This is a genomic window from Gammaproteobacteria bacterium, assembly GCA_009845905.1.
In the GTDB taxonomy this organism is placed as follows: Bacteria; Pseudomonadota; Gammaproteobacteria; order Steroidobacterales; family Foliamicaceae; genus Foliamicus.
Genome location: VXYS01000009.1, coordinates 540,667 through 565,152, shown reverse-complemented (window position 1 = coordinate 565,152; position 24,486 = coordinate 540,667). Strand labels below are relative to the sequence as shown.

Annotated in this window: 22 protein-coding genes; 12 read left to right on the top strand and 10 right to left on the bottom strand. The window is 64.6% G+C overall.

What is annotated here, in order from left to right; genetic code table 11:
* Positions 1-2 precede the first annotated feature (2 nt).
* From F4036_10015 to F4036_10005, 3 genes are all read right to left on the bottom strand, one after another.
* Complete coding sequence (locus tag F4036_10015; GenBank protein ID MYK38077.1) at positions 3-350, bottom strand: hypothetical protein; 348 nt, start codon at positions 348-350, stop codon at positions 3-5.
* A gap of 14 nt (positions 351-364) precedes the next feature.
* Positions 365-1,516, bottom strand: a complete 1,152-nt coding sequence (locus tag F4036_10010; protein MYK38076.1) for a nitrilase — start codon at positions 1,514-1,516, stop codon at positions 365-367.
* Between the two features lie 154 nt (positions 1,517-1,670).
* Positions 1,671-3,245, bottom strand: coding sequence for an NAD(P)/FAD-dependent oxidoreductase (locus tag F4036_10005; GenBank protein MYK38075.1), 1,575 nt, complete (start codon positions 3,243-3,245; stop codon positions 1,671-1,673).
* A gap of 120 nt (positions 3,246-3,365) precedes the next feature.
* Between F4036_10005 and htpX the strand changes: the two genes are divergently transcribed.
* The gene (htpX, locus tag F4036_10000; GenBank protein MYK38074.1) at positions 3,366-4,265 is read left to right on the top strand and encodes a protease HtpX; all 900 of its coding nucleotides are present in this window, start codon (positions 3,366-3,368) and stop codon (positions 4,263-4,265) included.
* Here the strand turns inward: htpX and F4036_09995 are convergent.
* Entirely contained in the window at positions 4,262-4,726 is a 465-nt protein-coding gene (locus F4036_09995; GenBank protein MYK38073.1) for a MaoC family dehydratase, read from the bottom strand. The genes htpX and F4036_09995 overlap by 4 nt on opposite strands.
* A gap of 15 nt (positions 4,727-4,741) precedes the next feature.
* Complete coding sequence (locus tag F4036_09990) at positions 4,742-6,352, bottom strand: methylcrotonoyl-CoA carboxylase (protein ID MYK38072.1); 1,611 nt, start codon at positions 6,350-6,352, stop codon at positions 4,742-4,744.
* A gap of 144 nt (positions 6,353-6,496) precedes the next feature.
* Between F4036_09990 and F4036_09985 the strand changes: the two genes are divergently transcribed.
* The 8 genes from F4036_09985 (at position 6,497) to F4036_09950 (ending at position 16,477) form a co-directional block, all read left to right on the top strand.
* Positions 6,497-8,971, top strand: coding sequence for a heavy metal translocating P-type ATPase (locus tag F4036_09985; GenBank protein ID MYK38071.1), 2,475 nt, complete (start codon positions 6,497-6,499; stop codon positions 8,969-8,971).
* Positions 8,968-10,113: a carboxylate-amine ligase gene (locus tag F4036_09980; protein MYK38070.1), complete on the top strand. Its 1,146-nt coding sequence runs from the start codon at positions 8,968-8,970 to the stop codon at positions 10,111-10,113. The genes F4036_09985 and F4036_09980 overlap by 4 nt, the downstream gene beginning before the upstream one ends.
* A 70-nt stretch (positions 10,114-10,183) precedes the next feature.
* A complete protein-coding gene (locus tag F4036_09975) occupies positions 10,184-12,415 on the top strand; it encodes a TonB-dependent receptor (protein ID MYK38069.1) in 2,232 nt (743 codons plus the stop codon).
* Between the two features lie 71 nt (positions 12,416-12,486).
* Positions 12,487-13,482, top strand: coding sequence for a heme A synthase (locus F4036_09970; GenBank protein MYK38068.1), 996 nt, complete (start codon positions 12,487-12,489; stop codon positions 13,480-13,482).
* 3 nt (positions 13,483-13,485) lie between these two features.
* The gene (locus F4036_09965) at positions 13,486-14,382 is read left to right on the top strand and encodes a protoheme IX farnesyltransferase (GenBank protein ID MYK38067.1); all 897 of its coding nucleotides are present in this window, start codon (positions 13,486-13,488) and stop codon (positions 14,380-14,382) included.
* Between the two features lie 9 nt (positions 14,383-14,391).
* Positions 14,392-15,228: an SDR family oxidoreductase gene (locus tag F4036_09960; protein ID MYK38066.1), complete on the top strand. Its 837-nt coding sequence runs from the start codon at positions 14,392-14,394 to the stop codon at positions 15,226-15,228.
* Entirely contained in the window at positions 15,225-15,974 is a 750-nt protein-coding gene (locus tag F4036_09955) for an amino acid ABC transporter ATP-binding protein (GenBank protein MYK38065.1), read from the top strand. Before F4036_09960 ends, F4036_09955 begins: the two co-directional genes overlap by 4 nt.
* 173 nt (positions 15,975-16,147) lie before the next feature.
* A complete protein-coding gene (locus F4036_09950) occupies positions 16,148-16,477 on the top strand; it encodes a hypothetical protein (GenBank protein ID MYK38064.1) in 330 nt (109 codons plus the stop codon).
* Between the two features lie 132 nt (positions 16,478-16,609).
* Here the strand turns inward: F4036_09950 and F4036_09945 are convergent, their stop codons facing one another.
* The 3 genes from F4036_09945 to F4036_09935 are packed head-to-tail and all read right to left on the bottom strand — an operon-like array spanning position 16,610 to position 19,719.
* Positions 16,610-17,701, bottom strand: coding sequence for an amino acid ABC transporter permease (locus tag F4036_09945; protein MYK38063.1), 1,092 nt, complete (start codon positions 17,699-17,701; stop codon positions 16,610-16,612).
* Between the two features lies 1 nt (position 17,702).
* Positions 17,703-18,704: an ABC transporter permease subunit gene (locus tag F4036_09940; protein MYK38062.1), complete on the bottom strand. Its 1,002-nt coding sequence runs from the start codon at positions 18,702-18,704 to the stop codon at positions 17,703-17,705.
* Positions 18,697-19,719: an amino acid ABC transporter substrate-binding protein gene (locus F4036_09935; protein ID MYK38061.1), complete on the bottom strand. Its 1,023-nt coding sequence runs from the start codon at positions 19,717-19,719 to the stop codon at positions 18,697-18,699. The genes F4036_09940 and F4036_09935 overlap by 8 nt, the downstream gene beginning before the upstream one ends.
* 283 nt (positions 19,720-20,002) lie before the next feature.
* On the opposite strand from F4036_09935, the gene F4036_09930 reads away from it, so the two are divergent.
* Positions 20,003-20,218, top strand: coding sequence for a DUF465 domain-containing protein (locus F4036_09930; protein ID MYK38060.1), 216 nt, complete (start codon positions 20,003-20,005; stop codon positions 20,216-20,218).
* 88 nt (positions 20,219-20,306) lie between these two features.
* Here F4036_09930 and F4036_09925 read toward each other — a convergent pair whose 3' ends face one another.
* Positions 20,307-21,434 carry a putative sulfate exporter family transporter gene (locus F4036_09925; protein ID MYK38059.1) on the bottom strand — a complete coding sequence of 376 codons (1,128 nt, stop codon included), beginning with the start codon at positions 21,432-21,434 and terminating at the stop codon, positions 20,307-20,309.
* Positions 21,409-22,539 carry an amidohydrolase family protein gene (locus F4036_09920; protein MYK38058.1) on the bottom strand — a complete coding sequence of 377 codons (1,131 nt, stop codon included), beginning with the start codon at positions 22,537-22,539 and terminating at the stop codon, positions 21,409-21,411. The genes F4036_09925 and F4036_09920 overlap by 26 nt, the downstream gene beginning before the upstream one ends.
* A 150-nt stretch (positions 22,540-22,689) precedes the next feature.
* On the opposite strand from F4036_09920, the gene ppk2 reads away from it, so the two are divergent.
* Both ppk2 and F4036_09910 read left to right on the top strand, forming a co-directional pair.
* Positions 22,690-23,649 (top strand): polyphosphate kinase 2, encoded by a 960-nt coding sequence (gene ppk2, locus F4036_09915; GenBank protein MYK38057.1) that lies wholly within the window; start codon positions 22,690-22,692, stop codon positions 23,647-23,649.
* A gap of 11 nt (positions 23,650-23,660) precedes the next feature.
* Positions 23,661-24,485, top strand: a complete 825-nt coding sequence (locus F4036_09910) for an alpha/beta hydrolase (GenBank protein MYK38056.1) — start codon at positions 23,661-23,663, stop codon at positions 24,483-24,485.
* Position 24,486: the final 1 nt, after the last annotated feature.

Below are 24,486 nucleotides of genomic sequence, written 5' to 3'. Positions count from 1 at the left end.
GCCTACCAAGGTTTGTTGAGGCCGGTGCTCTCGCGTCGCTCGCGCCAGGCGGGATTGTCCGGGGAACGGGCAGCGGAGAGGTCTCCGACTTCGTTGAGGGCGGCACGCCCTCGCCCCCGGGGCGTTCCCGTGGCGCGCGCCGGGCGCGAAAACGGCAGGCGAAGCAGGAAACCCCAGACAGCCCCCGACTTCAGCACCTTGCCCAGCATGCTTCGCGCCTCCGAGGCGTCAACCCGGATGCGCGCGTCCAGGCTGCTCTCCGGCGCGCTGTCCACCACCAGTTTATCGCCCTGGCGGCTGATGCGCCCGAGTTTGATATCGAGATCGGCCAGGTCGCTTTTCACGCGCATTCCACTGCCCTCGCCTAGTCGCTCTTCTTCAGCGTTCCGCGGTCCTGGGCGGCGCTCACGCGCTTGCGGTGCAGCTTCGGCATGTCCTCGACCGTCATGCCGGCGGGCGGCATGAACTGGCCTCGCCCGTAGATGTCCCGGAACACGGTGTCCAGCGGCCCCATCTTGTCCGCCAGCGTGCGCGGCGGCTTGCCGGGCGGGAACTGGTTGGGCGGGTAGATCGGGTTCTCGTAGATCTGTTTGAAGCCCTCGGTGCGCACGTCCACCCAGCAGTTATGGCCGCATCGCGAACGATGCTCACGCAGCGCCTCGATGTCGATGGTGGCGCCGATCACCTGCTCGGACGGATAGTTGGCGTGGCGCAGCATCATGCCGGTGTAGTCGATGATGAAGGAACCGCCGGGGCAGAAGGCCCTGGGGTAGTAGTCGTAATCGACCGTGCCCCAGTTCGAACCCAGCAGGTAGCACATGTTGTCGTGGGCGCGGGTGCGGCGAGTAAACGTCCAGAAGTCCCAGGGCTCGCTCACGCCCTCGATCTCCTGCAGCGCGGTGGGATGGCAGAGCACCTCGCAGCCGTTGTAGCCCAGGGCGCGCGAGACCTCCGGCGTGCAGCCGTCGTGGCAGGTCATCGTGCCCAGCTTGCCGATTTCCGTATCGATCACCGGGAACAGGTCCTTGATGTCGGCGCCGAACACCTCGCGGTATTGGTCCAGCAGGTCGTGGGGGCTGGTCCCCAGGCCGATGTTGGCCGGGATATGCCACTTGTGGTAGCGCAGGACCACCTCGCCGGAAGGCCCGATCACGAAGGCGGCGTTGAACCAGCGGTCCGGAAACTCGGGAACCTGCTCCACCACTCCCCCGCCGGAGATGTAAAGCCCGTACTCGCGCGCCTTGTCGCCGAGCGCGCGCATCTCCGGGCCGTCGAAGGTGATCGCCTTTTTCATGAAGCCCTCGATGCCGTGCTCGCCCTTGCCCGGCGTGGTCACGCCCTGCAGGAAGTATTCGGGCAGCACGACCAGCTTCACCGGCAGCTCCCAGAAGTAACCCACGCCGAAGTCGATCATGTTCAGCACCCGGTCGAGGTTGCGCTCGATGTCGCCGCGGTCTTCGGCCACCGTTACGTGCGGCTGTATCACCATGCCCGTGTATTTCTCGATCTTGCTCATCTTTCGTTCCTCCTATGTCGCTTTCCGTCGTGTATGGCCCTTCCGGGAGACGCATGAATCCATCCATGGAGCTTGGTTCCGCCATCCCTGGCTCCAACACTCCCGGAAGGGCCATACACGACGGAAAGCTCGGCAGTGGTGCGGGTTAGTCGCATCACCAGAAATCCGCCTCGCGGATACCGAAGTCGTCCAGCATGACCCGCGCGGTGATCGTGCCCATGGCCGAGATCCCGCCGCCGGGATGACAGTGCGGCCCGGTCATGTACAGGCCCTGCACCGGTGAGCGGTAGTGCGCATAGCCCGGAAACGGCCGGAAATAGCCGAGCTGCGAAGCGATCCGTTCGCCGCCATTGGTGGTTCCCTCGACGAACGACGGATTGGCGCGCTCCAGGCTCTCGCCGGTTTCCACATGCTGCCCGAGTATGTTGTCCCCGTCGATATTCGGCGCGTACTGGCGCAGCTTGGGAAGCAGCACATCGCGCGCATAGTTTTCGCCGATTTCGCCCCAGGTGCGGCCATCGGCCAGCCAATTGGAAACGAAGGTATCAAATATCAGGGTTTGCCGACCATCCGGCGCCCGGGTCGGATCGAGCAGCGTCCAGCAGGCGGACCACAGGAACGGGTCAGACGGCGGCAGACCCATGGCGAGTTCGCCATAAAACTTCAATAGCTGCGGCATGCCGTCGGTCATGCGATGGAAGGCGCAGCGGCTCATGCTCTCGCCGTTGACGAAGCGCGGCGGTTCTTTCAGCGCCAGGTGCACCCGGCAGACCGTAATCCTGCCGAAGGAATAGCCGCGCACCATTTCCAGGAATCCGTCCTCCAGCAAATCGTCGTCGAGCAGGCGCAGAAAAGTCTGACGCGGCTCCAGCGCGGACACGACCGCCCGGCGCGCACGCAGCGTCTCGCCGGACTGAAGGCGCGCGCCGCAGGCCCGGCCCTGTTCCACGACGATCTGCTCCACCGGGGACGACGTCATGACGCGGCTGCCGTTGCCTTCCAGGAACGCCGCCATCGCCCTGGGCAGTTGCTGGCTCCCGCCTTCGGGGATCGCCTGGCCGTAGTGGTGAATTGCGGGAATCATGATGTAGAAGGACTGCCCGGCGCCCTCCTGGTCCGGGAGTATCTGCGGCGCCAGCGCCCAGTTCAGCATCATCGCCTGCACGAAATCGTTCTCGAAGTTGGCCTCCACCCAGGCGCGCGCCGACATGGAAAACTCGCGAAGGCGCTGCAGGCCGTCCACGCTCCGCTCCAGCGCGCGCGGCAGCGTGCTCGGCGGCGTCGGGGGCGAGAAGAAGGCCTTGATGAAGCCCTCGCGGATCTGCTCGAAATCCGCGCAGATCGCGGCGTAGCGACGCGCGTCCGCGGACGAATAAGCGGCAATGGACTCACAGGTGCGCTCCACGCTCTTGTAAACCACGATGCCCGGGCCGCCGCCCTGGTCCGGGTGGCCGGTGATGTGGTCTTCCGGTTCTATGTACTTCAGTCCGAATCGCTCGAGTTCCGGCTGAATCGCCTTGAAGTCGGCGTTGCAATGAATCCATACGTGCGAGGAGCCGTACAGGTCGTGCCGGAATCCCGGCAGCGTCACTTCTCTTGTTACCGCGCCGCCGCCCACGTAACTGTTGCGCTCGAGCACGCAGCAGCTCAATCCCTCGCGCGTCAGGGTCGCCGCACAGGCCAGGCCGTTGACCCCTCCGCCGATCACGATCACGTCAAAATCCGACATCAGACCGGCAAGTTTAGGCGGCGAGCGCGAAGCGCCGCAAGCGTTGCATCGCCTTGCAAATCCGCGGCATTCGCCCCCATATACTTGTTACAAGCCATCGAAGCATCGGAGTCGTCCCCCGTGTACAACCGCATCTCGCTGTTCATCCTGACCAACATCGCAGTCCTTGCGGTTGCCGCTCTGGTCCTGAACCTTCTGGGAGTCGACCGCATGGTGCTGGACGCGGTCGGCGAGTACGGGCTGAACTACACCAGCCTTTTCATTTTCTGCGCGCTTTTCGGTTTCGGGGGAGCGTTCGTCTCGCTGTTCCTGTCGAAGTGGATGGCCAAGCGGGCAACCCGCACGCAGATCATCGACGCGCCGTCCAACCCCACCGAGGTCTGGCTGCTGGACACCACGCGTGAGCTGGCCGGACGCGCCGGGATCGACACGCCCGAAGTGGGAATCTTCCCCGCGCCGGAACCCAACGCCTTCGCCACCGGCGCCCGGCGCAACAAGTCGCTGGTGGCGGTGAGCGAAGGGCTGCTGCGCCATATGCGCCGCGAAGAGGTTCGCGCCGTGCTGGGTCACGAGATCGGGCATGTAGCGAACGGCGACATGGTTACGCTGACCTTGCTGCAGGGAGTCCTGAACACGTTCGTCCTGTTCTTCTCGCGGATCGTGGGGTTTATTGTCGACCGCGTCGTCTTGCGCAACGAGCGCGGCTTTGGCATCGGCTACTTCGTCGTCACGATCGCGGCCCAGATCGTGTTCGGCATCCTGGCCAGCGCCATCGTGATGTGGTACTCGCGCCGCCGGGAGTTTCGCGCCGACGCGGCCGGCGCCCGCCTGGCCGGCCGGGGCTCGATGATCAACGCGCTGGAATCGCTGAAGCGCAACTACGGACGCGGTCAGTCCATGCCGGAGTCGATGGCGGCCTTCGGCATTTCGGCCTCGGCCCGTTCCGGCATCCGGCGCATGTTTTCCTCGCATCCGCCGCTGGACGCACGCATACGGGCGCTGCAGTCGCTCAGTTTCTAGGCCTGCCCTCCGGCCGGGCGTTTTTTCATCAGCGCCACGCGTCGGCAATGCCCCACGAGTTCGTCGTTCTGGTTGTACGCGCGATGGGCGAAGGTCACGACACCGGCGTGCGGGCGCGATTTGCTCTCGCGCTTGTCCAGGATTTCGGTCTCGATCCGCAACGTATCGCCGTGAAAAACGGGCTTGGGGAAACGCGCGTCTTCCCACCCCAGGTTGGCGATGGCCGTCCCCATGGTCGTATCGCCCACCGAAACGCCGGTCATCAGGCTCAGCGTAAAGCAGCTGTTCAGGATGCGCCGGCCGAACTCGGTGGCGCGCATGTACTCCTCGTCAAGATGCAGGGGCGATGGGTTATGGGTGAGCGTCGAAAAAAGGAGGTTGTCCGCTTCGGTAACCGTGCGGCGCAATGCGTGCCTGATCACGGCGCCGACCTTGCAGTCCTCGTAGTAGAGACCCGGCATCAGGCTTTCCCCGGCTTACATGCGAAAGACGCCAAAGGGGGTCTCCTCGGGCAGGGGAGCGTTCATGACCGCCGACAGGCTGAGGATCAGGACCTCCCGGGTATCGACGGGATCGATCACGCCGTCGTCCCAGAGTCTTGCGCTTGCGTAGTAGGGATGACCCTGGCGCTCGTAGCGCTCCCGGATCTTCTGCTGAAAGGCCTCGTCGTCTTCCGCCGGACCGTCCCCGTTGCCGGCACGCTTGCCGGCGCTGCGGACCTGGCTCAGGACCATGGCCGCCTGTTCCGCGCCCATCACCGAGATGCGCGCGTTCGGCCACATCCACAGCATGCGCGGTCCGTAGGCGCGCCCGGACATACCGTAATTCCCGGCGCCGAAAGAACCGCCGATGATGACCGTGAGCTTCGGAACCCGGGCGCAGGCCACCGCGGTGATCAGCTTGGCGCCGTCCTTGGCGATGCCGCGGCGTTCGAAATCCTTGCCCACCATGAATCCGGCAATGTTCTGCAGGAACAGCAGCGGAATTCCACGCCGATTGCAAAGCTGGATGAAATGTGCGCCTTTCAGAGCGGACTCGGAGAACAGGATTCCGTTGTTGGCGAGAACGCCGACCGGGTAGCCGCCCAGCCTGGCGAACGCGCAAACCAGCGTCGTCCCGTAGCGGGGCTTGAACTCCTCGAACTCGGAAGCGTCCACGATGCGCGCAATGACCTCGCGCACGTTGTAGATGTAGCGAAGGCCGCGAGGGACGATTCCGTAAATCTCTTCCGCCGGATAAAGGGGATCCTTCGCTGCCGACGGTTCCACCCGTGCCCCGCCGTCCCGGTTCAGGCGACGAACGATGTCCCGTGCGAGGCTCAGCGCGTGGCCGTCGTTCTCCGCCAGGTAGTCGGCGACGCCGGATATCCTGGTGTGAAGGTCTCCGCCACCCAGCGTTTCGCTGTCCACCTCCTCGCCGGTCGCCGCCTTCACCAGCGGCGGACCGCCGAGGAATATGGTTCCCTGGTCCTTCACGATGATGGTCTCGTCGCTCATGGCAGGGACGTAGGCGCCGCCCGCGGTGCAAGAACCCATGACCACCGCCACCTGCGGAATGTTGCGCGCCGACAGCCTCGCCTGGTTGTAGAAAATTCGCCCGAAGTGTTCCCGGTCCGGAAAGACTTCATCCTGCAGGGGCAGATAGGCGCCGCCCGAGTCGGCGAGATATACGCAGGGAAGGTGGTTTTCCAGCGCGATCTCCTGGGCGCGCAGGTGTTTCTTGACCGTCAGCGGATAGTAGGCGCCACCCTTGACCGTGGCGTCGTTGGCGACAACCATGCATTCCGTTCCGTGAATCCGCCCGATGCCGCAGACCAGACCCGCCGCGGGCACAGGCTGATCGTAGACCTCGTGGGCCGCGAGCTGGCCGATTTCGAGGAACGGAGCGCCGGCGTCGATCAGCATGTCCACGCGGTCGCGGACCAGCATCTTGCCGCGTCCCAGGTGCCTTGCGCGCGAGGATTCGGAGCCGCCCCGGGCAATGCCGGCCTTGAGTTCCTTCAGCCGGGCCGCGTACTCCCGGTTGACCGTCGCGTTGGCTGCAAACTCCCCGGACCTGGGATCTGTCTTGGTCTCGAATACCGGCATCGGCGCAGTGCTCCACACGAGCCACGAACTGTTCTTTGCTCGGGTATTATGATGTACGCGGCGGCAGGCCGGTACCGGCGGGACACAGGAAGCAGGACGCCGGTGAGAATCGACGAGTCCACGTTGACGAAAGGGAATTAGCCCATGACTACTCACGCGCATCGGCATGAGCACGAACGCCCGCAGGCGGCCGTCGTGAGGGATCCGGTCTGCGCCATGACCGTCGATCCGGACGCGGACAAGCCTACTTACGAGCACGACGGCCACGTCTATCGATTCTGCTGCGCGGGATGCCGCGACAAGTTCGCGGCCGCGCCGGAAGATTACCTTGAGGCGGAGGATCCGGTCTGCGGCATGACCGTGGCGCGCGCGAGCGCCCGGCATGTCGCCAAACACGCCGGCCAGCGCTTCTATTTCTGCGCGGCGCGTTGCCAGGAGAAATTCGAGGCAGACCCTGCCGTTTATCTGGAAGGGCTCCCCGAGCCCGAACCGGTGCCCGAGGGCACGCTTTACACCTGTCCCATGTGCCCGGAGATCGTCCGGGAGGAGCCCTCCGACTGCCCTAGCTGCGGCATGGCGCTGGAGCCGATGGGCGTGCCCGCCGCCGACCAGGGACCCAATCCGGAACTCGTGGATTTCACGCGCCGCTTCTGGATCGGATCCGCGCTGACGGTGCCGGTCCTGGCGCTCGCGATGGGTCCGATGCTGGGCCTGCCCCTGCGCGAGTGGATCGGCGGGGCCATCGCCGCCTGGACCGAACTGGTTCTGGCGACGCCGGTCGTCCTCTGGTCGGGCTGGCCGTTCTTCGTGCGCGGAGTGAAGTCCGTCGTCAACCGCAGCCTGAACATGTTCACGCTGATCGCGATGGGCGTCGGCGCAGCTTATGCGTTCAGTGTCGTCGCGACAATCGCGCCGGGGATATTTCCGTCCGGATTCCGCGACGCCGGAGGCCATGTCGGGGTTTATTACGAGGCTGCGGCCGTCATCGTGGTCCTCGTGTTGCTGGGCCAGGTACTGGAACTGCGCGCCCGGGAGCGGACGGGCGACGCGATCCGAGCGCTTCTGGACCTGGCGCCGAAGACGGCGCGCATCGTCCGCCCGGATGGCCGCGAAGAGGAAATCCAGCTCGACGACGTTCAGGTCGGCGATCGCCTTCGGATACGCCCCGGCGAGAAGGTGCCGGTGGACGGGGCGGTTGCCGAAGGCCATTCTTCGATTGACGAGTCCATGCTGACCGGCGAGCCGGTGCCGGTCGAAAAGGCCCTCGGCGATCCGGTGACCGGAGCGACTATCAACGGTAGCGGCACGCTTGTCATCGAGGCCAGGCGCGTCGGCGCCGACACCATGCTGTCGCAAATCGTCGAGATGGTTGCGCAGGCGCAGCGCAGCCGCGCGCCGATCCAGAAACTGGCCGACGTGGTGGCCGGATACTTCGTGCCCGCGGTCGTCCTGGTCGCGGTGGCGGCGTTTGCCGTCTGGTCGAACTGGGGCCCGGCGCCGGCCATGGCCTATGCCCTGGTGGCGGCGGTCTCGGTCCTGATCATCGCCTGTCCCTGCGCGCTTGGCCTTGCCACGCCCATGTCCATCATGACGGCGACCGGCCGGGGCGCGCAGGCCGGCGTTCTGATCAGGAACGCCGAAGCGCTTGAGCGGTTCGCCGGGGTCGGCACGCTGATCGTCGACAAGACCGGCACCCTGACCGTGGGCAAGCCGAAGCTGGTCGCGGTGGCCCCGGAGACGGGAATTGACGAGGCGGAGTTGCTGCGGCTGGCGGCGTCGCTCGAACGAGGCAGCGAGCACCCGCTGGCCGAGGCGATCGTTGCGGGAGCCGAGGACCGTGGCCTGATCCTTTCGAGAGCGGAAGAATTCGAGGCGGTCACCGGGAAAGGCGTCAAGGGACAGGTCGAGGGCAAGGCGGTTGCGCTGGGCAACGCCAGGCTGCTTGCCGACCTCGGGCTCGACGCCGGCAAGGCAAGCGAAATGGCGAACCGGCGCCGCGACCAGGGCGAGACGGTCATGTTCGTCGTGGTCGAGGGCCGGCTGGACGGGCTTTTGAGCGTCGCCGATCCGGTCAAGGAAACGACGCCGCAGGCGCTGAAGGCGCTGCATGCCGAAGGCCTGCGCATCGTCATGGTCACGGGGGACAACGAACGCACCGCGAAGGCCGTGGCCTCCAGGCTCGGGATCGATGAGATTCGCGCCGACGTTCTTCCGGAAGACAAGGCCCGCATCATTAGAGAGCTGCAGGAAGCCGGCGCCAGGGTCGCGATGGCGGGCGACGGCGTGAACGACGCGCCCGCGCTGGCCCAGGCGGACGTGGGGGTCGCGATGGGCACGGGCGCCGACGTGGCGATCGAGAGCGCGGGCTTCACGCTGGTCAAGGGCGACCTGAACGGGATTGTCCGGGCCCGCCGGCTGGCGCATGCGACGATGCGCAATATCCGGCAGAACCTGTTCTTTGCGTTCATCTACAATTCGGCCGGTGTACCCGTCGCGGCCGGCGTGCTTTATCCGTTCGTCGGCCTTCTGCTGTCGCCCATGATTGCTGCCGCCGCCATGAGCCTGTCGTCGGTCTCGGTCATCAGCAACGCGCTGAGGTTGAGGAAAGCCGGACTGTGAACACGGGAAAATCCGACCTTTCGATCACGCTGGGTGTCGAGGAGGAGTTCTTTCTCGTCGATCCGGACACGCGCGACATGCTCGCCGACCCCGACCCCCAGATTTTCGAACACTGCCAGACACGCGTCGGTCCGCACAAGGTGGTGCCGGAGTTTCTGCGTTCGCAGATCGAAACCAATACCCGCGTATGCCGGTCCGTTTCCGGCGTGCGTTCATCCCTGCGCGAGACGCGCGGCCTCGTGATCGAGGCGGCGGAGCGATTCGGGGCGGCGGTCCTGGGCGCTTCAACCCACCCCTTCGCAAAGTGGACCGACCAGCTCACGACGCCCCGCCAGCGCTACCTGGATTTCGAAATGACCTATCAGCAGGCGGTGCGCAACTTCATGGTGAGCGGCATGCACGTTCATGCGGGCTTCGGCGACAAGGACGCGCGTATCCGTGTGATGACCGCCCTGCGCCGTTATTTACCGGTGCTGCTGGCGCTGTCCGCTTCGTCGCCGTTTGCCCAGGGCCGCAATACCGGCTACAAGTCGTACCGGCTTTGCGTCGTGGGCGCGCTGCCCCGCACCAGCTTGCCCAACGCGCTGCATTCCGCAGCCGACTACGAACAGCTCCTGGCCACCTACCAGCGCATGAATTTCATCAGCGACGGCAGTGAAATCTGGTGGGACATCCGTCCCTCGCAACGCTACCCGACCATTGAGTTGCGCATCTGCGACCTGGGCACGCGGCTCGAAGACGCGCTGTGCCTGGTCGCCTGGTTCGCCTGCCTCGTGCGCCGGCTGCTTCGCCAGCATTACGCGGACGAACTGCCCGAAGAACCGCTGACGGAAATAATCGCCGAAAACCGCTGGGTGGCGCAGCGCTATGGGGTGCTCGCTTTTCTTGGCGGAATGGCCGGCAGCGGTCGCACGGACATCGCCGATCTGGTGAAGCAGTTGATCGACACCCTGAGCGATGAGGCCGAAGCGCTGGGCTGCGAGGCGGAGCTGCGCCACGCGCTGGATATCGTCAACTACGGCAGCGGCGCCGACCGACAGACGGATCACTACCGCCTGCGCCTTCTGGAAGGCGACAGCGAAGCGCAGGCGCTCAAATCGGTCGTCGATCTCATCCTCGAGGACACCCGCGCCGGGATTTAGGGCCGGTTCCCGGAAGCAGCGCAGGGCGCTAAAGTACGGGAATCGGAAAACGCTTTTCGGGACTTGAGCCGTGACTAACAACATCATCAGGGTTCATTCCGGGCTGCCTGCCGGAATCGCGCTTCTCTTTGCTTGTTCCGCAGCAATGCTCTCCGCACGCGCCGACGGCGTACTGGAGGAAGTCGTGGTGACGGCCCAGAAACGGAGCGAAAACCTCCAGGACGTACCCATGTCGATCAGCGCGCTCGACGCCGGGGCGATGGAGGCCGGGCGGGTGGAGAAGATCGGCGAGCTGGCCCTGCGAATCCCGAACCTGTCCTACTCCACCTTCAGCAGCGGCCGGTCGGAACTGACCGTGCGCGGAATAGGCAACAGCGGGGCCACCCGCAGCGGGCTGGAAAACTCGGTCATCCTGTTCGTGGACGAGGTGTACATCGCCCGTTCCACGTCCTATTTCTTCGAACTCTTCGACCTGGAACAGGCGACCGTTATGCGCGGCCCGCAGGGCGTGCTGTTCGGCAAGAACGTCGTGGGAGGCGCCATCAGCCTCACCACCCGCGCGCCGAGCGTCGAAGGCGCGGAGGGAAGGTTTCTGGCGGGCTATGGCTCGTTCAACGCCGTCGATCTCAAGGGCGTCCTTTCCGGCCCCCTGGGTCCCAATATCGGCGGGAAGATTTCGCTGGTGCGGAAGACCCGCGACGGTTATGGAATGGACCTGATCAGCGGCGCCGAATCCGACGACGAAGACCTGCTGGCTTTGCGCGCGCAACTGCGCGTCCTGTCCGGCGACGATCGCGACCTCCTTTTAAGCGCCGATTACAGCCGCGAGGACAACGGCAGCCAGACGCGCAGCGTAACCCGATGGGACCGCTTTCCTCCGTCCGCTTCCACCGGCCGGCCGCGGGTTTCCGAGCATGGTTTGCCGATCGGTTACGACGCCAGACAATGGGGCCTTTCGGCGCGGCTCAAGCAGGGGATCGGCGGCGGCGAATTGACCGCGATAGCCGCCTACCGGGACGTCTCCGCCAATACCCTGGACCAGTTCGGCGGGCGCAGCCTGGCGGTGGGCCAGGGGTTCGACGACCTGTTCGGCCAGGAAGAGGACGCGGACCAGTTCAGCCTGGAGGTCCGCTACGCCTTTGATCCGGCCGCGAATTGGCGGGCCGTCGCGGGCCTGTATTACATACGCGAAGACGTGGACCGGCTCGAGTACGAGGAAATCGTCGTAAACCAGGACGGCGTGCTGAACGGCAGCCGCGGCGACTGGCTGGGCGTTTCCGGCACTTCCGGCTGGGCGGCTTTCGCCGACGCGTCATGGGAGGTCAATCCGGTGCTGACCGTCCGCGCCGGCTTGCGGTACACGCGCGACGACAAGGAGAACCGCACCATCGGCACGCTCACCGACGACGCGGTTCCGGGGATCCCCTTCCAGATCATCTTCGAGAATTACGACGTGGCGGCCGAGGCCTCCTTCGACGCGCTCACGCCGCGAGTGGTGGCGGAATGGCGGCCTTTCGCCGGGCGGGAACTGATGGCCTACGCGAGCTGGTCGGAGGGGTTCAAGTCCGGGGGCTTCGACACCAAGGTCAGCCGCGCATCCGAGGCCGGGCAGCCGATCCGCGAAGAGACCGCGACCAACGTCGAACTCGGGATAAAGAGCCGCTGGCTGGGCGATAGGCTGCAGGTCAACGCGGCGGTTTTTTCAACCGACTTCCACGACCTGCAGCGGATCACGCTGCTTTTCGACGAAGTATCCGCCGCATTCGACGGTCTGCGGGTCAAGAACGCCGCCCGCGCAAGCATCAGCGGAGCGGAGCTGGAGCTGACCTGGGCGCCGTCCGGCAGCCTGCTGCTGAACCTCGCTTACGGCTACCTGGACGCGCGATTCGACAGCTTCCTTGTGGGCACGATCCAGGGGTTCGACATCCGGCGCGACGGAAACCGGATCCCGCATTCGCCCCGGCACTCCTTCACTTTTGCAGCCGGCTACGGGCTGGACCTGGGCCGCAGCGGAGCCCTGGATTTCCACCTTGATTACGGCTGGAAGCACCATGCCTGGCACAACAGCGACAATGCACCCGGACGCTTCGAGCGCGACGCATCCTTGCAGAAGGCGTACGGCGTGGCCAACTTTTCCGTGCGTTGGACCCCGGCCGGGGAGCGATGGCTGGTCACCGCCTGGTGCAAGAACCTGAGCGACACGCTGTACGCCGATCAGCGCACCAGTTTCGCCGGCGCGAGCTGGGCGCACTACGCCCCGCCCCGCACCTACGGCGTTTCAGTACAATTCCGAACCCAGTGAAGTTCGCCGTCGGCCCTGCCGGTCCGACGTAGCGCCCTTTCCTCTTCTCCCACAGCTCCCCGTACGGCGGCATGAATATACGCAGACTGGCGCTGCTCGCCACGCCTTTCGCCTTGCTGGTAATCGTCCTGGGCGCGTTCGTGCGCCTTTCCGACGCGGGACTGGGATGCCCCGACTGGCCCGGCTGCTACGGCCGCATCGACGTCCCGCAAAGCGCAGAGCAGATCGAAACGGCGAACGCCGCTTTCCCCGACCGTCCCGTGGACGTCACGAAGGCCTGGATAGAGATGATCCATCGTTACGCCGCGGCGACGCTGGGACTCCTGATTCTTGCCATCGGCGCGTTGGCCTGGCGGCAGCGCCGCGAGCCGGACGCCGTGCTGGCCCCGGCCTTGTCCCTGGTTGCGCTGGTCGTGTTTCAGGGGCTGCTGGGCATGTGGACGGTCACGTGGCAATTGAAGCCGATCGTGGTCATGGCGCACCTCCTGGGCGGGTTCGGAACGCTGGCATTGATGTGGTGGCTGATCCTGCGGCAAAGCCCTGCCGCGGCTGCCTGGGCGCAGGGCGAGGACGGCTGCCTGTACCGCTGGGTTCATCCGGCTCTCGCCATCGTGATCGTTCAGGTGGCCCTGGGCGGCTGGACCAGCGCCAATTACGCGGCATTGGCCTGTCCCGATTTCCCGGCCTGCCAGCGGCAGTGGTGGCCGGAAATGGACTTTGCCGAAGCCTTCGTGATGTGGCGGGGCCTGGGCACGAACTACGAATACGGCGTGCTTGACTATGCCGCGCGCACGGCCATTCACATGACGCACCGTCTTGGAGCGCTGGCAGTCCTGCTGTATGTCGGCTGGCTTTCGGTGTGCAGCACGTGTTTCGCATCCGCACGGAAGGTGCGCATCGCCGGCGCGGCGGTGGGCGCGCTGACGCTGGTACAGATCGGCCTCGGCATAGCCAACGTGTGGTTCTACCTGCCCATGTCCAGCGCATTGGCCCACAATGCCTGCGCGGCCCTTCTGGTACTGGCGCTGGTGACGATGGCCCACGGACTGCGGCCCACGGGAAACTAGCGCATGAATACAGAAATATTGCGAGCGCCCGAAAGGTGGCGCGACTACCTGGAAATCACCAAACCCAAGGTCGTGGCGCTGCTCACCTTCACGGCAACCGTGGGCATGCTGCTGGCCGCGGAGCCGTTTCCGCCCTGGACCGTTCTGGTTTTCGGTTCGCTCGGGATTGCGCTGGTATCGGGCGCCGCGGCCTCGATCAATCAGGTGGTCGATCAACATATTGACGCGGTCATGGCCAGGACCCGCAACCGCCCGTTACCGCGCGGCGTTCTGGAAACCCGGCATGTGCTCGCTTTCGCCGCGCTGCTGGCGGCGGCCGGCATGTGGCTGTTGCTGACCTTCACCAACGTGTTGTGCGCAATCCTTACGTTTGCCTCGCTGCTGGGCTACGCCGTGATCTACACGATGTTCCTGAAACGGGCCACGCCCCAGAACATCGTGATCGGGGGCGCCGCCGGCGCGGCCCCGCCGCTGCTGGGCTGGATCGCCGTGACCGGCCAGTTCGATCCCGGGGCGGCCGTGCTGTTCGCCATCGTTTTCGTATGGACGCCGCCGCATTTCTGGGCGCTGGCAATCCATCGCCGCGAGGATTACGCCAAGGTCGATATGCCCATGCTGCCCGTCACCCACGGAGTCGAACTGACCCGCCTGCACATCCTTCTGTACACGGTGTTGCTGTTCGTGTTCGGGCTGCTGCCGTATCTGGTGGGCATGAGCGGCCCGCTCTACCTTCTCGGGGCCGTGATACTGGGAGGCCGGTTCCTTTGGTACGCATACCGGATGTACCGCCGCGGCGACGATTCTCTGGCCATGCCCACGTTCGGGTATTCCATGGTTTACCTGTGCGCGCTGTTTGCGGTGCTTCTTGCCGACCACTACCTGTTGATGATCATGCGATAGGCTGGCGACGTGTCTCGCAGCGTACTGATCAGCGGGGCCTCGCGCGGACTGGGCCTCGCAACCGCCAGGGAACTCGCGGCGCGCGGCTACAGGGTCTTCGCCGGAGTTCGCGCTTCCGGCGCCCTGCCCGCCGATTCCGGAGCCGGCGAAGTACTGCTGGACGTGACTTCGCAATCGTCCGTGGACGAGGCTGTGGAGCGGGTCCGGCGGGAGGCCGGCGGCATCGACGTGCTCATCAACAACGCCGGGCTGCACGCTTTCGGCGCGCTGGAGTCCGCCGACGAGGAGCGCTTCCGCGAGCTCCTGGAGGTCAATCTGCTCGGCGCCTGGAGACTCACGCGCGCGGCCCTTCCCGACATGCGGACGAGCGGTTCAGGCCACATCCTGATGGTCTCGTCTCTGTCCGGCCTGGTGGGTCTGCCCGCGGACGGCCAGTACGCGGCCAGCAAGTTTGCGCTGGAAGGAATGTCCGAGTCGCTTGCGCTGGAGGTGCAGCGGTTCGGCGTTCGGGTTACCCTGCTGGACGCCGGTCCCTATGACACCGACATGCTCCGCCGCGACGAAAGCGCCCTGCATCAACTGTCTTCCAGCCGCCATGGCGCGGCCTACGAGCCTCTGCACCGGGCGCTGCTGGGGCAGGAGCGCAGCGGCGAGCCTCCCCGAAACGCGGCAGGGATCATTGCTTCCGTTGTCGACGACCCGCCCGCCCGGCTGCGCATTCCGATCGGACCGGTGGCCGAGCAGGTGTTTGCAGGCCTGGAGATCGACCGGGGCGAACGGGCCAGGCGGATTGCCCTTCAAGCCGCCAGCGCCGGCTGGTGGATACGCGGAGAGGAACCGGAATGAGCACGCAGCCGGCAGCGGCGGCGGCCGTGCGGGCCCGAGCGGTCAGCAAGTGGTATGGCGAATTCCAGGCGCTCAACGGGATTGATCTTGAGGTTCGGCCGGGCGAGAAAATCGTGATTTGCGGTCCGTCCGGATCAGGCAAGTCCACGCTGATCCGGTGCATGAACGGCCTTGAGGAGTACCAGGAGGGCGTCATGGAAGTGGCCGGCATCGCGCTGGACTCCGACGCCGCGCGCAGCCGGGTTCGCCTGAAGGTCGGGATGGTCTTTCAGCAGTTCAACCTTTTCCCTCACCTTTCGGTCATGGACAATCTGTGTCTCGCGCCGGTCAAGGTCCGCAGACTGAAGCGCGAGACCGCCGAGGAACGCGCCGCCGAACTGCTTCGGCGCATGGGCCTGGATGGCCAGGAAGGCAAGTACCCCGCCCAGCTTTCAGGAGGCCAGCAGCAGCGCGTCGCGATCGCCAGGGCGCTGTGCATGCAACCCGAGATCATGCTGTTTGACGAGCCGACTTCGGCCCTGGATCCCGAGATGGTCCAGGAAGTCCTGGAAGTGATGGTGGAACTAGCCCGCCAGGGCATGACCATGCTTTGCGTGAGCCATGAAATGGGCTTCGCCCGCCAGGTGGCGGACCGCGTGGTGTTCATGGACGCCGGGGAGATCCTGGAGGACTCCCGTCCCGAACAGTTCTTCGAGAATCCCGAAACCGAACGCCTGAAGACCTTTCTGGGTCAATTGCGGCAATAGTCTTGTCCGCCCCGCATCGCTTCCCGGCGCGACCGGGACCGCGCGTTTGCGTCCGGCGTCAATCCGTGCTAAAAGAGAGGAGCGTTGAATCTTTCTCCGCCATGGGGATGAGTTGACCGGCTCCTAGGAACTGGAAAACTCGTAATTTCAACCTGAAACTTGGGAGGATCAAAATGGGTAATAGAGTAGTCGTAGGGCTGATGGCGCTTGCCGCCATACTTGAGGGCTTACTGCCCGAAGGCACGATTCCCGGTAACACCCTTCCGCTGGTTCTTGCGGTTCTCGGCATTGTCTGGGGATTCATGGGAGTTGATGCGGAAGATGCGACCGCCTATCTGGCTGTTGCAATCGGTGTCGGGATGGCCGGATACTCAGACGCACTCGGCAACATACCCGCGGTAGGAGGCCTTCTGGACGGAATCGTGGACGCGGCTTCGATCGCACTGTATTCCGGCGTAGCCTCGGTGCTGGTCATGAGGACCTGGAACCGCGTTAAGGGCTAATCGCCCACGCAAACAACGAATCCCCTTGCGCCGGGTGCGCAAGGGGATTTTTTTCTCTCGCCGCCGTGCGTCGACCGCGCGGCGGGCACGCGTATCGCTGATGCATGTCGCGGCAAGCGCCGCGGCGCGAATCTAGGTAGCGGCGGCCCGGTAGCGCGTCATGCGCCGCTCCAGGCGCGAACTGGCGCGCGACAGGCAGAAGCAGGCCGTCCAGAAGAAAACGGCCACGAAGATATAACCGGCCGCGGTCGTGCCCGTTCCCAGCCATTGGGGATCGCTGGCCGCGCGCTGCACCTCTCCCAGCAGATCGAACAGGCCGATCACCAGCAGCACGGTGGTCTCCTTGAACAGCCCGATGAAATTGCTGGTGATCTGAGGCAAGGACACCGCCAGGGCCTGAGGCAGCACCACGTGCAGGCGCGACTGGCGCCAATTCAGGCCCAGTGCCCGTGCCGCTTCGTACTGGCCCGCGGACAGGCTCTGCAATCCGCCGCGCACGGCCTCGGCCAGGTAGGTGGACATGAGGATTGCGAATGCGATCATGGCCCGGCCGAGCTGGTCGATCTCGATGTTCGCCGGCAGGAACAACGGCAGCATGATGATCACGACGAACAGCAGCACCAGCACCGGTACCGCGCGCCAGAACTCGATCCACACCGTGCAGGCCTGACGCACCAGCGCCATGCGGCTCTGTCTCCCCAGGGCCAGCAAAACACCGGCAAGCAGCGAGACCCAGAACACCGATCCCGTCACGACCAGGGTGAGAAAGAAACCGCCCCAGAGAGACGTCTCGACCGGAGTCAGTCCCCACGTTCCGCCGCGAAAAAGCCACCACGCCAACGGCGGATAGGCAAGCAGCAGGAATGCTGCAATCCAGCGCCGGGCCGGCATACGGCGAACGGCCAGCGCCGCTCCCAGCAGCGCGCCTGCCGCCAGGCCCAGATTGACTCTCCATACCTCGTCGGACGGATAAAGGCCGTAGAGAAACTGCGGCCAGCGCGCCCGCACGAAAGGCCAGCAAAGGCTGGTGGTGTCGGCGCAGGCGGACGGGGCGCTCCCGGCCCATTGCGCGTCGATGATCAGCCACTGGAAAAGCCTGACCGCCAGCATCGCCAGCAAACCCAGCAGGACCAGGCTGACCGCCGCGTTCCACCACGACGAGAACAGGTTGCGCCTGAGCCAGCCGGGCAAGCCGGCGCTTTGGCGGGCAGTGGATGTCTTCAATTCACTGGCCACGCAACGTTACCCGCTTGTTCCAGCGGCCCATGAGCCAGGCCACCAGGAAGCTGACGCCGGCATAGAAGACCAGAGAAACGGCCATCACTTCCACCGGCCGGCCGGCCAGGTTGTTGACCGTGCCCACGAACACGGAGACGATTTCCGGATAGGCGATCGCGGCCGCCAGAGAGGTCGCCTTGAACATGTTCATGTACACCGTCGTAAGCGGCGGCAAGACGGCCCGCAATGCCTGCGGGAAGGCCACCCGGCGCAGGACGGTAGCCGGCTTCAGCCCCAGCGCGGTCCCCGCTTCCCATTGACCACGCGCCACGGACTGAAAGCCCGACCGGACGATCTCCGAGATATAGCTCCCGTTGTACAGGGAAAGGCCGATCCACAGCGCAAGGAACTCCGGCATCAGGTAGAAACCGCCTTCGTACGCGAAACGTCCCATTACAGGCGGATTGATGGAAAAACCGTTGGCGAACTCGATGAACGGGAAATAGAGGCCGCGGTTGTTCAGCACCAGGTAGTCGGAGATGAAGATGCTGGACTCCAGTGACGGCAGGGCGCGCAGTGCGACGTAATACCAGAAGAAGATCTGCAGCAGCACCGGAATGTTGCGGAACACTTCCAGATAGGCCAGCGACAGCCTGGAAACCAGCCAGTTCGAAGACAGCCTGCCGATGCCCACGAACAGACCCAGCAGGCTGGCGAGGAAGATGCAGAACACCGCGAGTAACAGGGTATTGAGGATTGCCACGGCCAGCGCGACCCAGATCGGCGAGTCCTCGGTGTACGGAATCAGGTGCTGCGAAATCGAGAAACCGGCTTTCTTCCACAGGAAATCGAAGCCGGACTGGACTCCCAGCAGTTCCAGGTTGGACTGGGTAGTGCGGAACACCAGGACGACAAGCGCCACGAGCGCCAGGCCCAGCAGGCACTGCAGCCAGAAGGCGGAATTCTTGCGCACCAGTTCGCCCGGAAAGCCGGACCGGCGCCTACCGATACGGCATGGCGATCATGAGTCCGCCGTCGCGCCACAGCGCGTTGAGCCCGCGCTCAAGCCCCAGGGGCTCGAAATGCCGGGCGAAGACTTCGCCGTAATTGCCAACCTGGGCGACGATCTGGTAGGCCCAGTCCTCGCGCAAGCCCAGCTGCCGGCCGAAGCCGCCCTCCACCCCGAGAAACCGGCGAATCTCGGCATCTTCGGTTGTCGCCCGCATTTCCTCCACGGTGCTCATGGTCAGGCCGAACTCTTCCGCAGCCACGCGCGAGTTGAAGGCCCAGAACACGATGTCGCGCCAGCGCGGATCTCCCTGCCGCACCAGGCCGGAGAACGGCTCCTTGGAAATCACGTCGCCCAGAATCCGATGCTCGCCGGGATTCCTCAGCGCCACGATCCGCCCGGCCAGCGAGAACACCTCGGTCGTAAAGGCGTCGCAACGGTCCGCCAGGTAGGCGTTGAGGCCGCGCTCCACGTCGGCGAACGTGACGATCGAATACTTCATGCGGCGGGCGCGGAAAAAGTCCGCCAGGTTCTGTTCGTTGGTCGTACCCTGGGCCACGCAGATCGTGGCGCCTTCCAGGTCCGTAACGCTCGATACACCGGATGCGCGGCGCACCACGAAACCCTGCCCCGCGTACAGGTAGGTGCCGGTGTAATCCAGCCCCATTGAAGTGTCGCGCAGGAAAGTCCAGGTGGCGCCTCCGGGGAAAACGTCCACGCCACCGGATTGCAAAGTGGTAAACGCGGTATTGGGGTTGATGGGCACATACTCGATCGCATCGGCGTCGCCCAGGACCGCGGCCGCCACCGTTCTGCAGTTGTCGATGTCGAAGCCGTACCTTCGGCCGTTGGCGTCGATGGAGCTGAAGCCGGGACTGGCTTCGATGACGGCGCAACGCAGCATGCCCCGCTCCAGCACGTCGGACAGCGTATCCGCGAAGGCTCCGCCCGCTGGCAAGACCGCCAGCGCGCACAGCGCCATTCCCCGTCCCAATCGCAATACAGCCTCCACCATAGCCGAGCGAGTTTAACCCCCCGCAACCCTCCCGGTTCCACTGGCAGCGCCGGCTAAAGCCCTTTTTTCGCCCCCGTCCTCGTGGGAGCGTTGGAGCAGGGATAGCGAGAATCGAGCCAGGATGGCGTCTCCAACGAGGAGGGGGACGAAAGAAGGGCGAGGAAGCACGGTCAGGAGGTGGGCGGCGTTGCAAGTGGGCGGCGGCGCGCTACAATGCAGGGTAGGCGGGGCAGGAAACCGGGAGCGGATTTCGGGGTGCCTGCGCCATTGCATTCAAGGCCAGATGAATTCAAACGTCGAAACACAGGTTTTTGCCAATCGGGAAAGAATCAAGCAACTCAGGGACGAGCACAGGGATCTGGATCTAGCCATCGCGGAAATGTCAAAACACGCGAGCGCCGATCAATTCATGCTGAAACGTATGAAGAAGCGCAAGCTGCGCCTGAAGGACATGATCACGCGCCTGGAGAGTGAACAGATTCCGGATCTGAACGCCTGATTCCCCGTCGCCGGCCGGGGCGCGATCCAACTGCCGGCACCAGCGGACCGCCGCCCGGTCCCAACAGCGGATTGCCTGTCCCGCCGGATCAGTTGCCGGTCATGTTCAGCAGCGCCGGCGCGAACAGCGAGATCATCAGGAAGCTGACCCCGCCCACCGCCGCGGCTGCGAACAGACCGAGAAGGAAGGGCCGCAATCCGATACTGCGAATTCCGGCGAAGCTGGAGTTCAGGCCGACTGCGGCCATTGCCACAAGCAGGCAGATTTCGGCTGCGCTGCGTAGCAGGGACACGACTTGCGACCAGCTGTTCGGGTCGAGAAAGCCAAACGCCTGGTCCCCCGCGTCACCCGCGGTCCGCAGCGCCGAAAAGACCGCGAATCCCACCACGAACCAGGGCACCATTCTCAGGTAGTCTCCCGCAGTCCGTGGGCCGCCCGCCCCGCGTTCGGCGCCGAAAAGCATGCCCGCCAGGGGGATCATCGCAATCATGCACAGGTTGCGGACAAGCTTGGTCACTGTCGCGATATCGAGCGCCACCGGCGCGTCGTACTGGGCCTGGTACATCATTCCGGCGCCCGCCACCTGCGCCGTCTCATGTATCGACGTGCCGAGAAACAAGCCGGCGAGCTCAGGTCGATTTTCAAAGAAACCGTGCGCCAATATCGGGTAGACGAACATCGCGGCAATTCCGAAAACCGTTATGCAGGCGATCGCGTAGCTGACTTCGGATTCCCTGGCCCGTATCAACGGTGCGGTCGCCACGATGGCGCTGGCGCCGCATATGCTGGTCCCGATGGCGATCAATCCCCCCAGCCTCCGCGACAGTCCCAGTCGCCGACCCAGAAAACCCACAACCGTCATGCCGGCGGCTATCGCCAGGACCACGAAGGGCAGCGCCACCAGCGTGAACTTGCCGGCGCTCAGCAGACTCAGGCGAATTCCGAGCAGGGCGATGCCGATGCGCAGAACAGTCGTGGAACAGAACTTGAGACCGTCCGAGGCAAGCGGCGCGAGGTTCAGCGAGTTGGAGAGGACCATGCCGAGAATGATGGCCAGCATGATCGCGCTTACCGGGCTCCTGTCCAGGCCGAACACCGACTCGCCGATCCATTCGGCCGAGTAGCCGGCCAGGAGCGCAACCGCAACGGCCAGCGCCAGGCCCAGCCACCACGCGCGCGACCGCAAGCTGCTAGTCACGGCGATCAAGACTTGCATGCGGGTCTCTATCCGCGGACGGACCGGCCGGGCAGATTGCGGGCGCGCTGTAGTCGAGCCCGAGCAGGCGAAAATAGTTTTCACCCAGCGCGATATTGCGGAACGCCTCGTCGCTCAGGTCGGCCAGGATATCGCCGGTAAGACGCAGTTCCTCCGAATAGATATCGAAACTCTTGTCCGCCGAAGCCAGAAAATCCGAACCCGGGAGGATGCGGGTGGAATACTCCTCGATGAACGGCAGGTAAGCGGCCCGTAATTCGCGTTGCGAAAAGACATTGTCGTGGATGACCCGCCAGGAAATGTCCACCATCAGCGCAGGATAGCGATCGAGCAACCGGTGCAACACTCCAAGATGCAGTGCCGGGTCGATCCGGGTCAGTTCGCGCGACAGGCCCAGGTGCATCCACACGATCGGATTGTCCGGATACAGTCTGAGCACTTCCTCGATCCAGGGAAGATATTGCAAGGGCTGGCCATCGTGGCCCAGGTCCGAATGGACCGCAAACGGAATGTTGCGTTCCCGCAGCCTCTTCATGAAGGGCTCCCAGGCTGCGATAGATTCAAGCGGGACCGCCCGGTGCGCATTCGCAAACAAAGCCTGCTTCACCAGGTTGACCTCCCCCATCCAGCGGAACACGCCGGGAAACTCCCGGTCGAGCAGTTCCATCCGGGCGAGCACCGTTTCGGGACGCGCAAGATCGGGAAAGGTCATGGACAGGGTCAGGTGCACGTTCTCCGGCCGGTTTGATACGAAGTTCGCCGCGTTCACGAAGTCGTTCTTTAGCGTGGGCAGCACCGGAACGCCCGGGCAATCGAGGTAGTAGGTGCACGGCGAGCCCACCGGCAGCATCTGCCCGATGCCGTATACGTTGGCGAACCGAACCCCCGATCGATCCAGAAAATCGATCATGTCTTCAAAAGAAACGGCAGGCCCGCCGAACGGCCGGAAGTGCACGTGGGTATCGACCACCGCGGTCTGCGGACCGCGGCTGCGGTCATGGCAGGGAGCTTCCGGGGAGCGGAAGTCATCCAGGCTCGGCTGGGCCCAGGCGTGCACCGCAAGCAGCGCCGCACCCGACAACAACGCCCGAAGCCTCGCGGTCAACCCGTTCAATTCCCTTGCCTCACGCTCTATTCGCTCAACACCGAATCGTATCCCAGGAGTCCGCTCCGTTTGCGGATTGCAGCGGACCGGTGCGGGCTTGCGGCGCCCGGTCTTCTATAATCGGCCGACCGTACTCGTCAGAGGTAGGTCATGAGCCGGGAGGTCGGCGCAAAGGGCAACGGGCGCGATCAGCCCGCCCGCAAACCAGGCGAAAAACCGCAGCGCGCCGCTGCTGAGGACACGGCGGGCGCAGCGCAGGCGGACCTCGGCCTGCCGCGCACACCGCACTCCCCCGACGCAATCAAGCGGGTGTTCCAGGAGGGCGTCTATCCCTATACCGACAAGATGGGGCGCAAGGTATATGAACAAAACAAGGCCTCGCTGCAGGTCGAATTGCTGAAGGCCCAACGCTGGATCAAGGAGTCGGGCGCTAAGGTGCTGATTTTGTTCGAGGGGCGCGACGCCGCCGGCAAGGGCGGAACGATCAAGCGCTTCATGGAACATCTGAACCCGCGCGGCGCGCGCGTTGTCGCACTGGAGAAGCCCAACGACCGGGAACGGGGCCAGTGGTACTTCCAGCGCTACATCGAACACCTTCCCGCGGCGGGTGAAATCGTGCTGTTCGACCGCTCCTGGTACAACCGCGCGGGCGTGGAGCGCGTGCTGGGATTTTGCACGCGCGCGGAGTATCTCGAGTTCATGCGCCAATGCCCCAATCTGGAACGAATGCTGGTCAACAGCGGCATTCACCTGTTCAAGTTCTACTTCTCGGTCTCGGAAGAAGAACAGGCCCGCCGTTTCGACAGCCGTCGAACCGACCCCCTGAAACAGTGGAAGATTTCCCCGGTCGATGTGGCTTCGCTGGACAAGTGGGACGCCTACACGGAAGCCAAGGAGGCGATGTTCTTCTATACGGATACCGCCGATGCGCCGTGGACGGTGATCAAGTCCGACGACAAGAAGCGCGCCCGCATCGCGGCACTGCAGCAATTGCTCGTGAGGCTGCCCTATCCCGACAAGAACCGCTCGGTGATTCGCGGCCCCGACCCGCTGATAGCCGGACCGGCGCGGCGCGTCGTGGACAGCGAAACCCCTATGGATTCCCGCTAGGACAAGGAAAGATGATTCGCAAGATTTACGTTGATGGACCCCACGGGCAGGTGCACCTGCGCGTGGCCCAACCCGAAGCGGCCGCCGCAGGCCGTGCGGTGCTGTGCTTTCACATGAGCCCGAATTCCGGCCTGGTGTACGAGAGCCTTCTTGAGGAATTGGGACGCGATCGGATTGCCGTGGCGCCCGATACGCCGGGTTTCGGCGCTTCGGACGCGCCGGACGAGCCGCCGGAGATCGAGGACTACGCCGACGCCATGGAGGCGATCGTGGAACAACTGGGTCTGGAGGAAATCGACCTCGTGGGCTACCACACGGGCTCGAAGACGGCGGTCGAACTGGGGTTGCGGCGGCCCGAGCAGGTACGTCACGTCGTGATGATCTCGGCGCCACTGTTCACCAAAGAGGAACTCGACGAGCACAGGAGCCTCTACGCCGCCAAGCCGATCGCGGAGGACGGATCGCACCTGGTCAGACGCTGGAAGGGATTCGTCCGCTGGCATATGCAGCACCACTCGCTTGAAAAGTCCGCGGCCATCTTCACCGAATCGCTGCGCGGTGGCGACAAGTACTGGTGGGGCCATCGCGCCGCCTTCAACTATCCCCTGTGGGAAAGGATGCCGTCCCTGAAGGTCCCGCTGCTGGTCCTGAACCCCGAAGACGATCTCTGGAAGCAGAGCCTGCGCGCGCCCAAATTGATCGGGAACGGCGGGATGGTCAACCTGCCCGGCTGGGGGCATGGGTTTCTGGATGCGCACACCCCGATTGCCGGCGCCATGCTGCGGGAGTTCTTCGACCGCGACCGCCTGCCCGAAACGCCGGCCGAGTGCGGGTGAG

What these genes read in the sequence shown, in the direction of transcription:
- F4036_09950 (MYK38064.1), top strand. Translation starts at nt 16,148, where the DNA reads ATGGGTAATAGAGTAGTCGTAGGGCTGATGGCGCTTGCCGCCATACTT.
- F4036_09970 (MYK38068.1), top strand. Translation starts at nt 12,487, where the DNA reads ATGAATATACGCAGACTGGCGCTGCTCGCCACGCCTTTCGCCTTGCTG.
- F4036_09965 (MYK38067.1), top strand. Translation starts at nt 13,486, where the DNA reads ATGAATACAGAAATATTGCGAGCGCCCGAAAGGTGGCGCGACTACCTG.
- F4036_09930 (MYK38060.1), top strand. Translation starts at nt 20,003, where the DNA reads ATGAATTCAAACGTCGAAACACAGGTTTTTGCCAATCGGGAAAGAATC.
- F4036_09935 (MYK38061.1), bottom strand. Translation starts at nt 19,719, where the DNA reads ATGGTGGAGGCTGTATTGCGATTGGGACGGGGAATGGCGCTGTGCGCG.
- F4036_10015 (MYK38077.1), bottom strand. Translation starts at nt 350, where the DNA reads ATGCGCGTGAAAAGCGACCTGGCCGATCTCGATATCAAACTCGGGCGC.
- F4036_10010 (MYK38076.1), bottom strand. Translation starts at nt 1,516, where the DNA reads ATGAGCAAGATCGAGAAATACACGGGCATGGTGATACAGCCGCACGTA.
- F4036_09925 (MYK38059.1), bottom strand. Translation starts at nt 21,434, where the DNA reads ATGCAAGTCTTGATCGCCGTGACTAGCAGCTTGCGGTCGCGCGCGTGG.
- F4036_09985 (MYK38071.1), top strand. Translation starts at nt 6,497, where the DNA reads ATGACTACTCACGCGCATCGGCATGAGCACGAACGCCCGCAGGCGGCC.
- F4036_09990 (MYK38072.1), bottom strand. Translation starts at nt 6,352, where the DNA reads ATGCCGGTATTCGAGACCAAGACAGATCCCAGGTCCGGGGAGTTTGCA.
- ppk2 (MYK38057.1), top strand. Translation starts at nt 22,690, where the DNA reads ATGAGCCGGGAGGTCGGCGCAAAGGGCAACGGGCGCGATCAGCCCGCC.
- F4036_09955 (MYK38065.1), top strand. Translation starts at nt 15,225, where the DNA reads ATGAGCACGCAGCCGGCAGCGGCGGCGGCCGTGCGGGCCCGAGCGGTC.
- F4036_10005 (MYK38075.1), bottom strand. Translation starts at nt 3,245, where the DNA reads ATGTCGGATTTTGACGTGATCGTGATCGGCGGAGGGGTCAACGGCCTG.
- F4036_09995 (MYK38073.1), bottom strand. Translation starts at nt 4,726, where the DNA reads ATGCCGGGTCTCTACTACGAGGACTGCAAGGTCGGCGCCGTGATCAGG.
- F4036_09910 (MYK38056.1), top strand. Translation starts at nt 23,661, where the DNA reads ATGATTCGCAAGATTTACGTTGATGGACCCCACGGGCAGGTGCACCTG.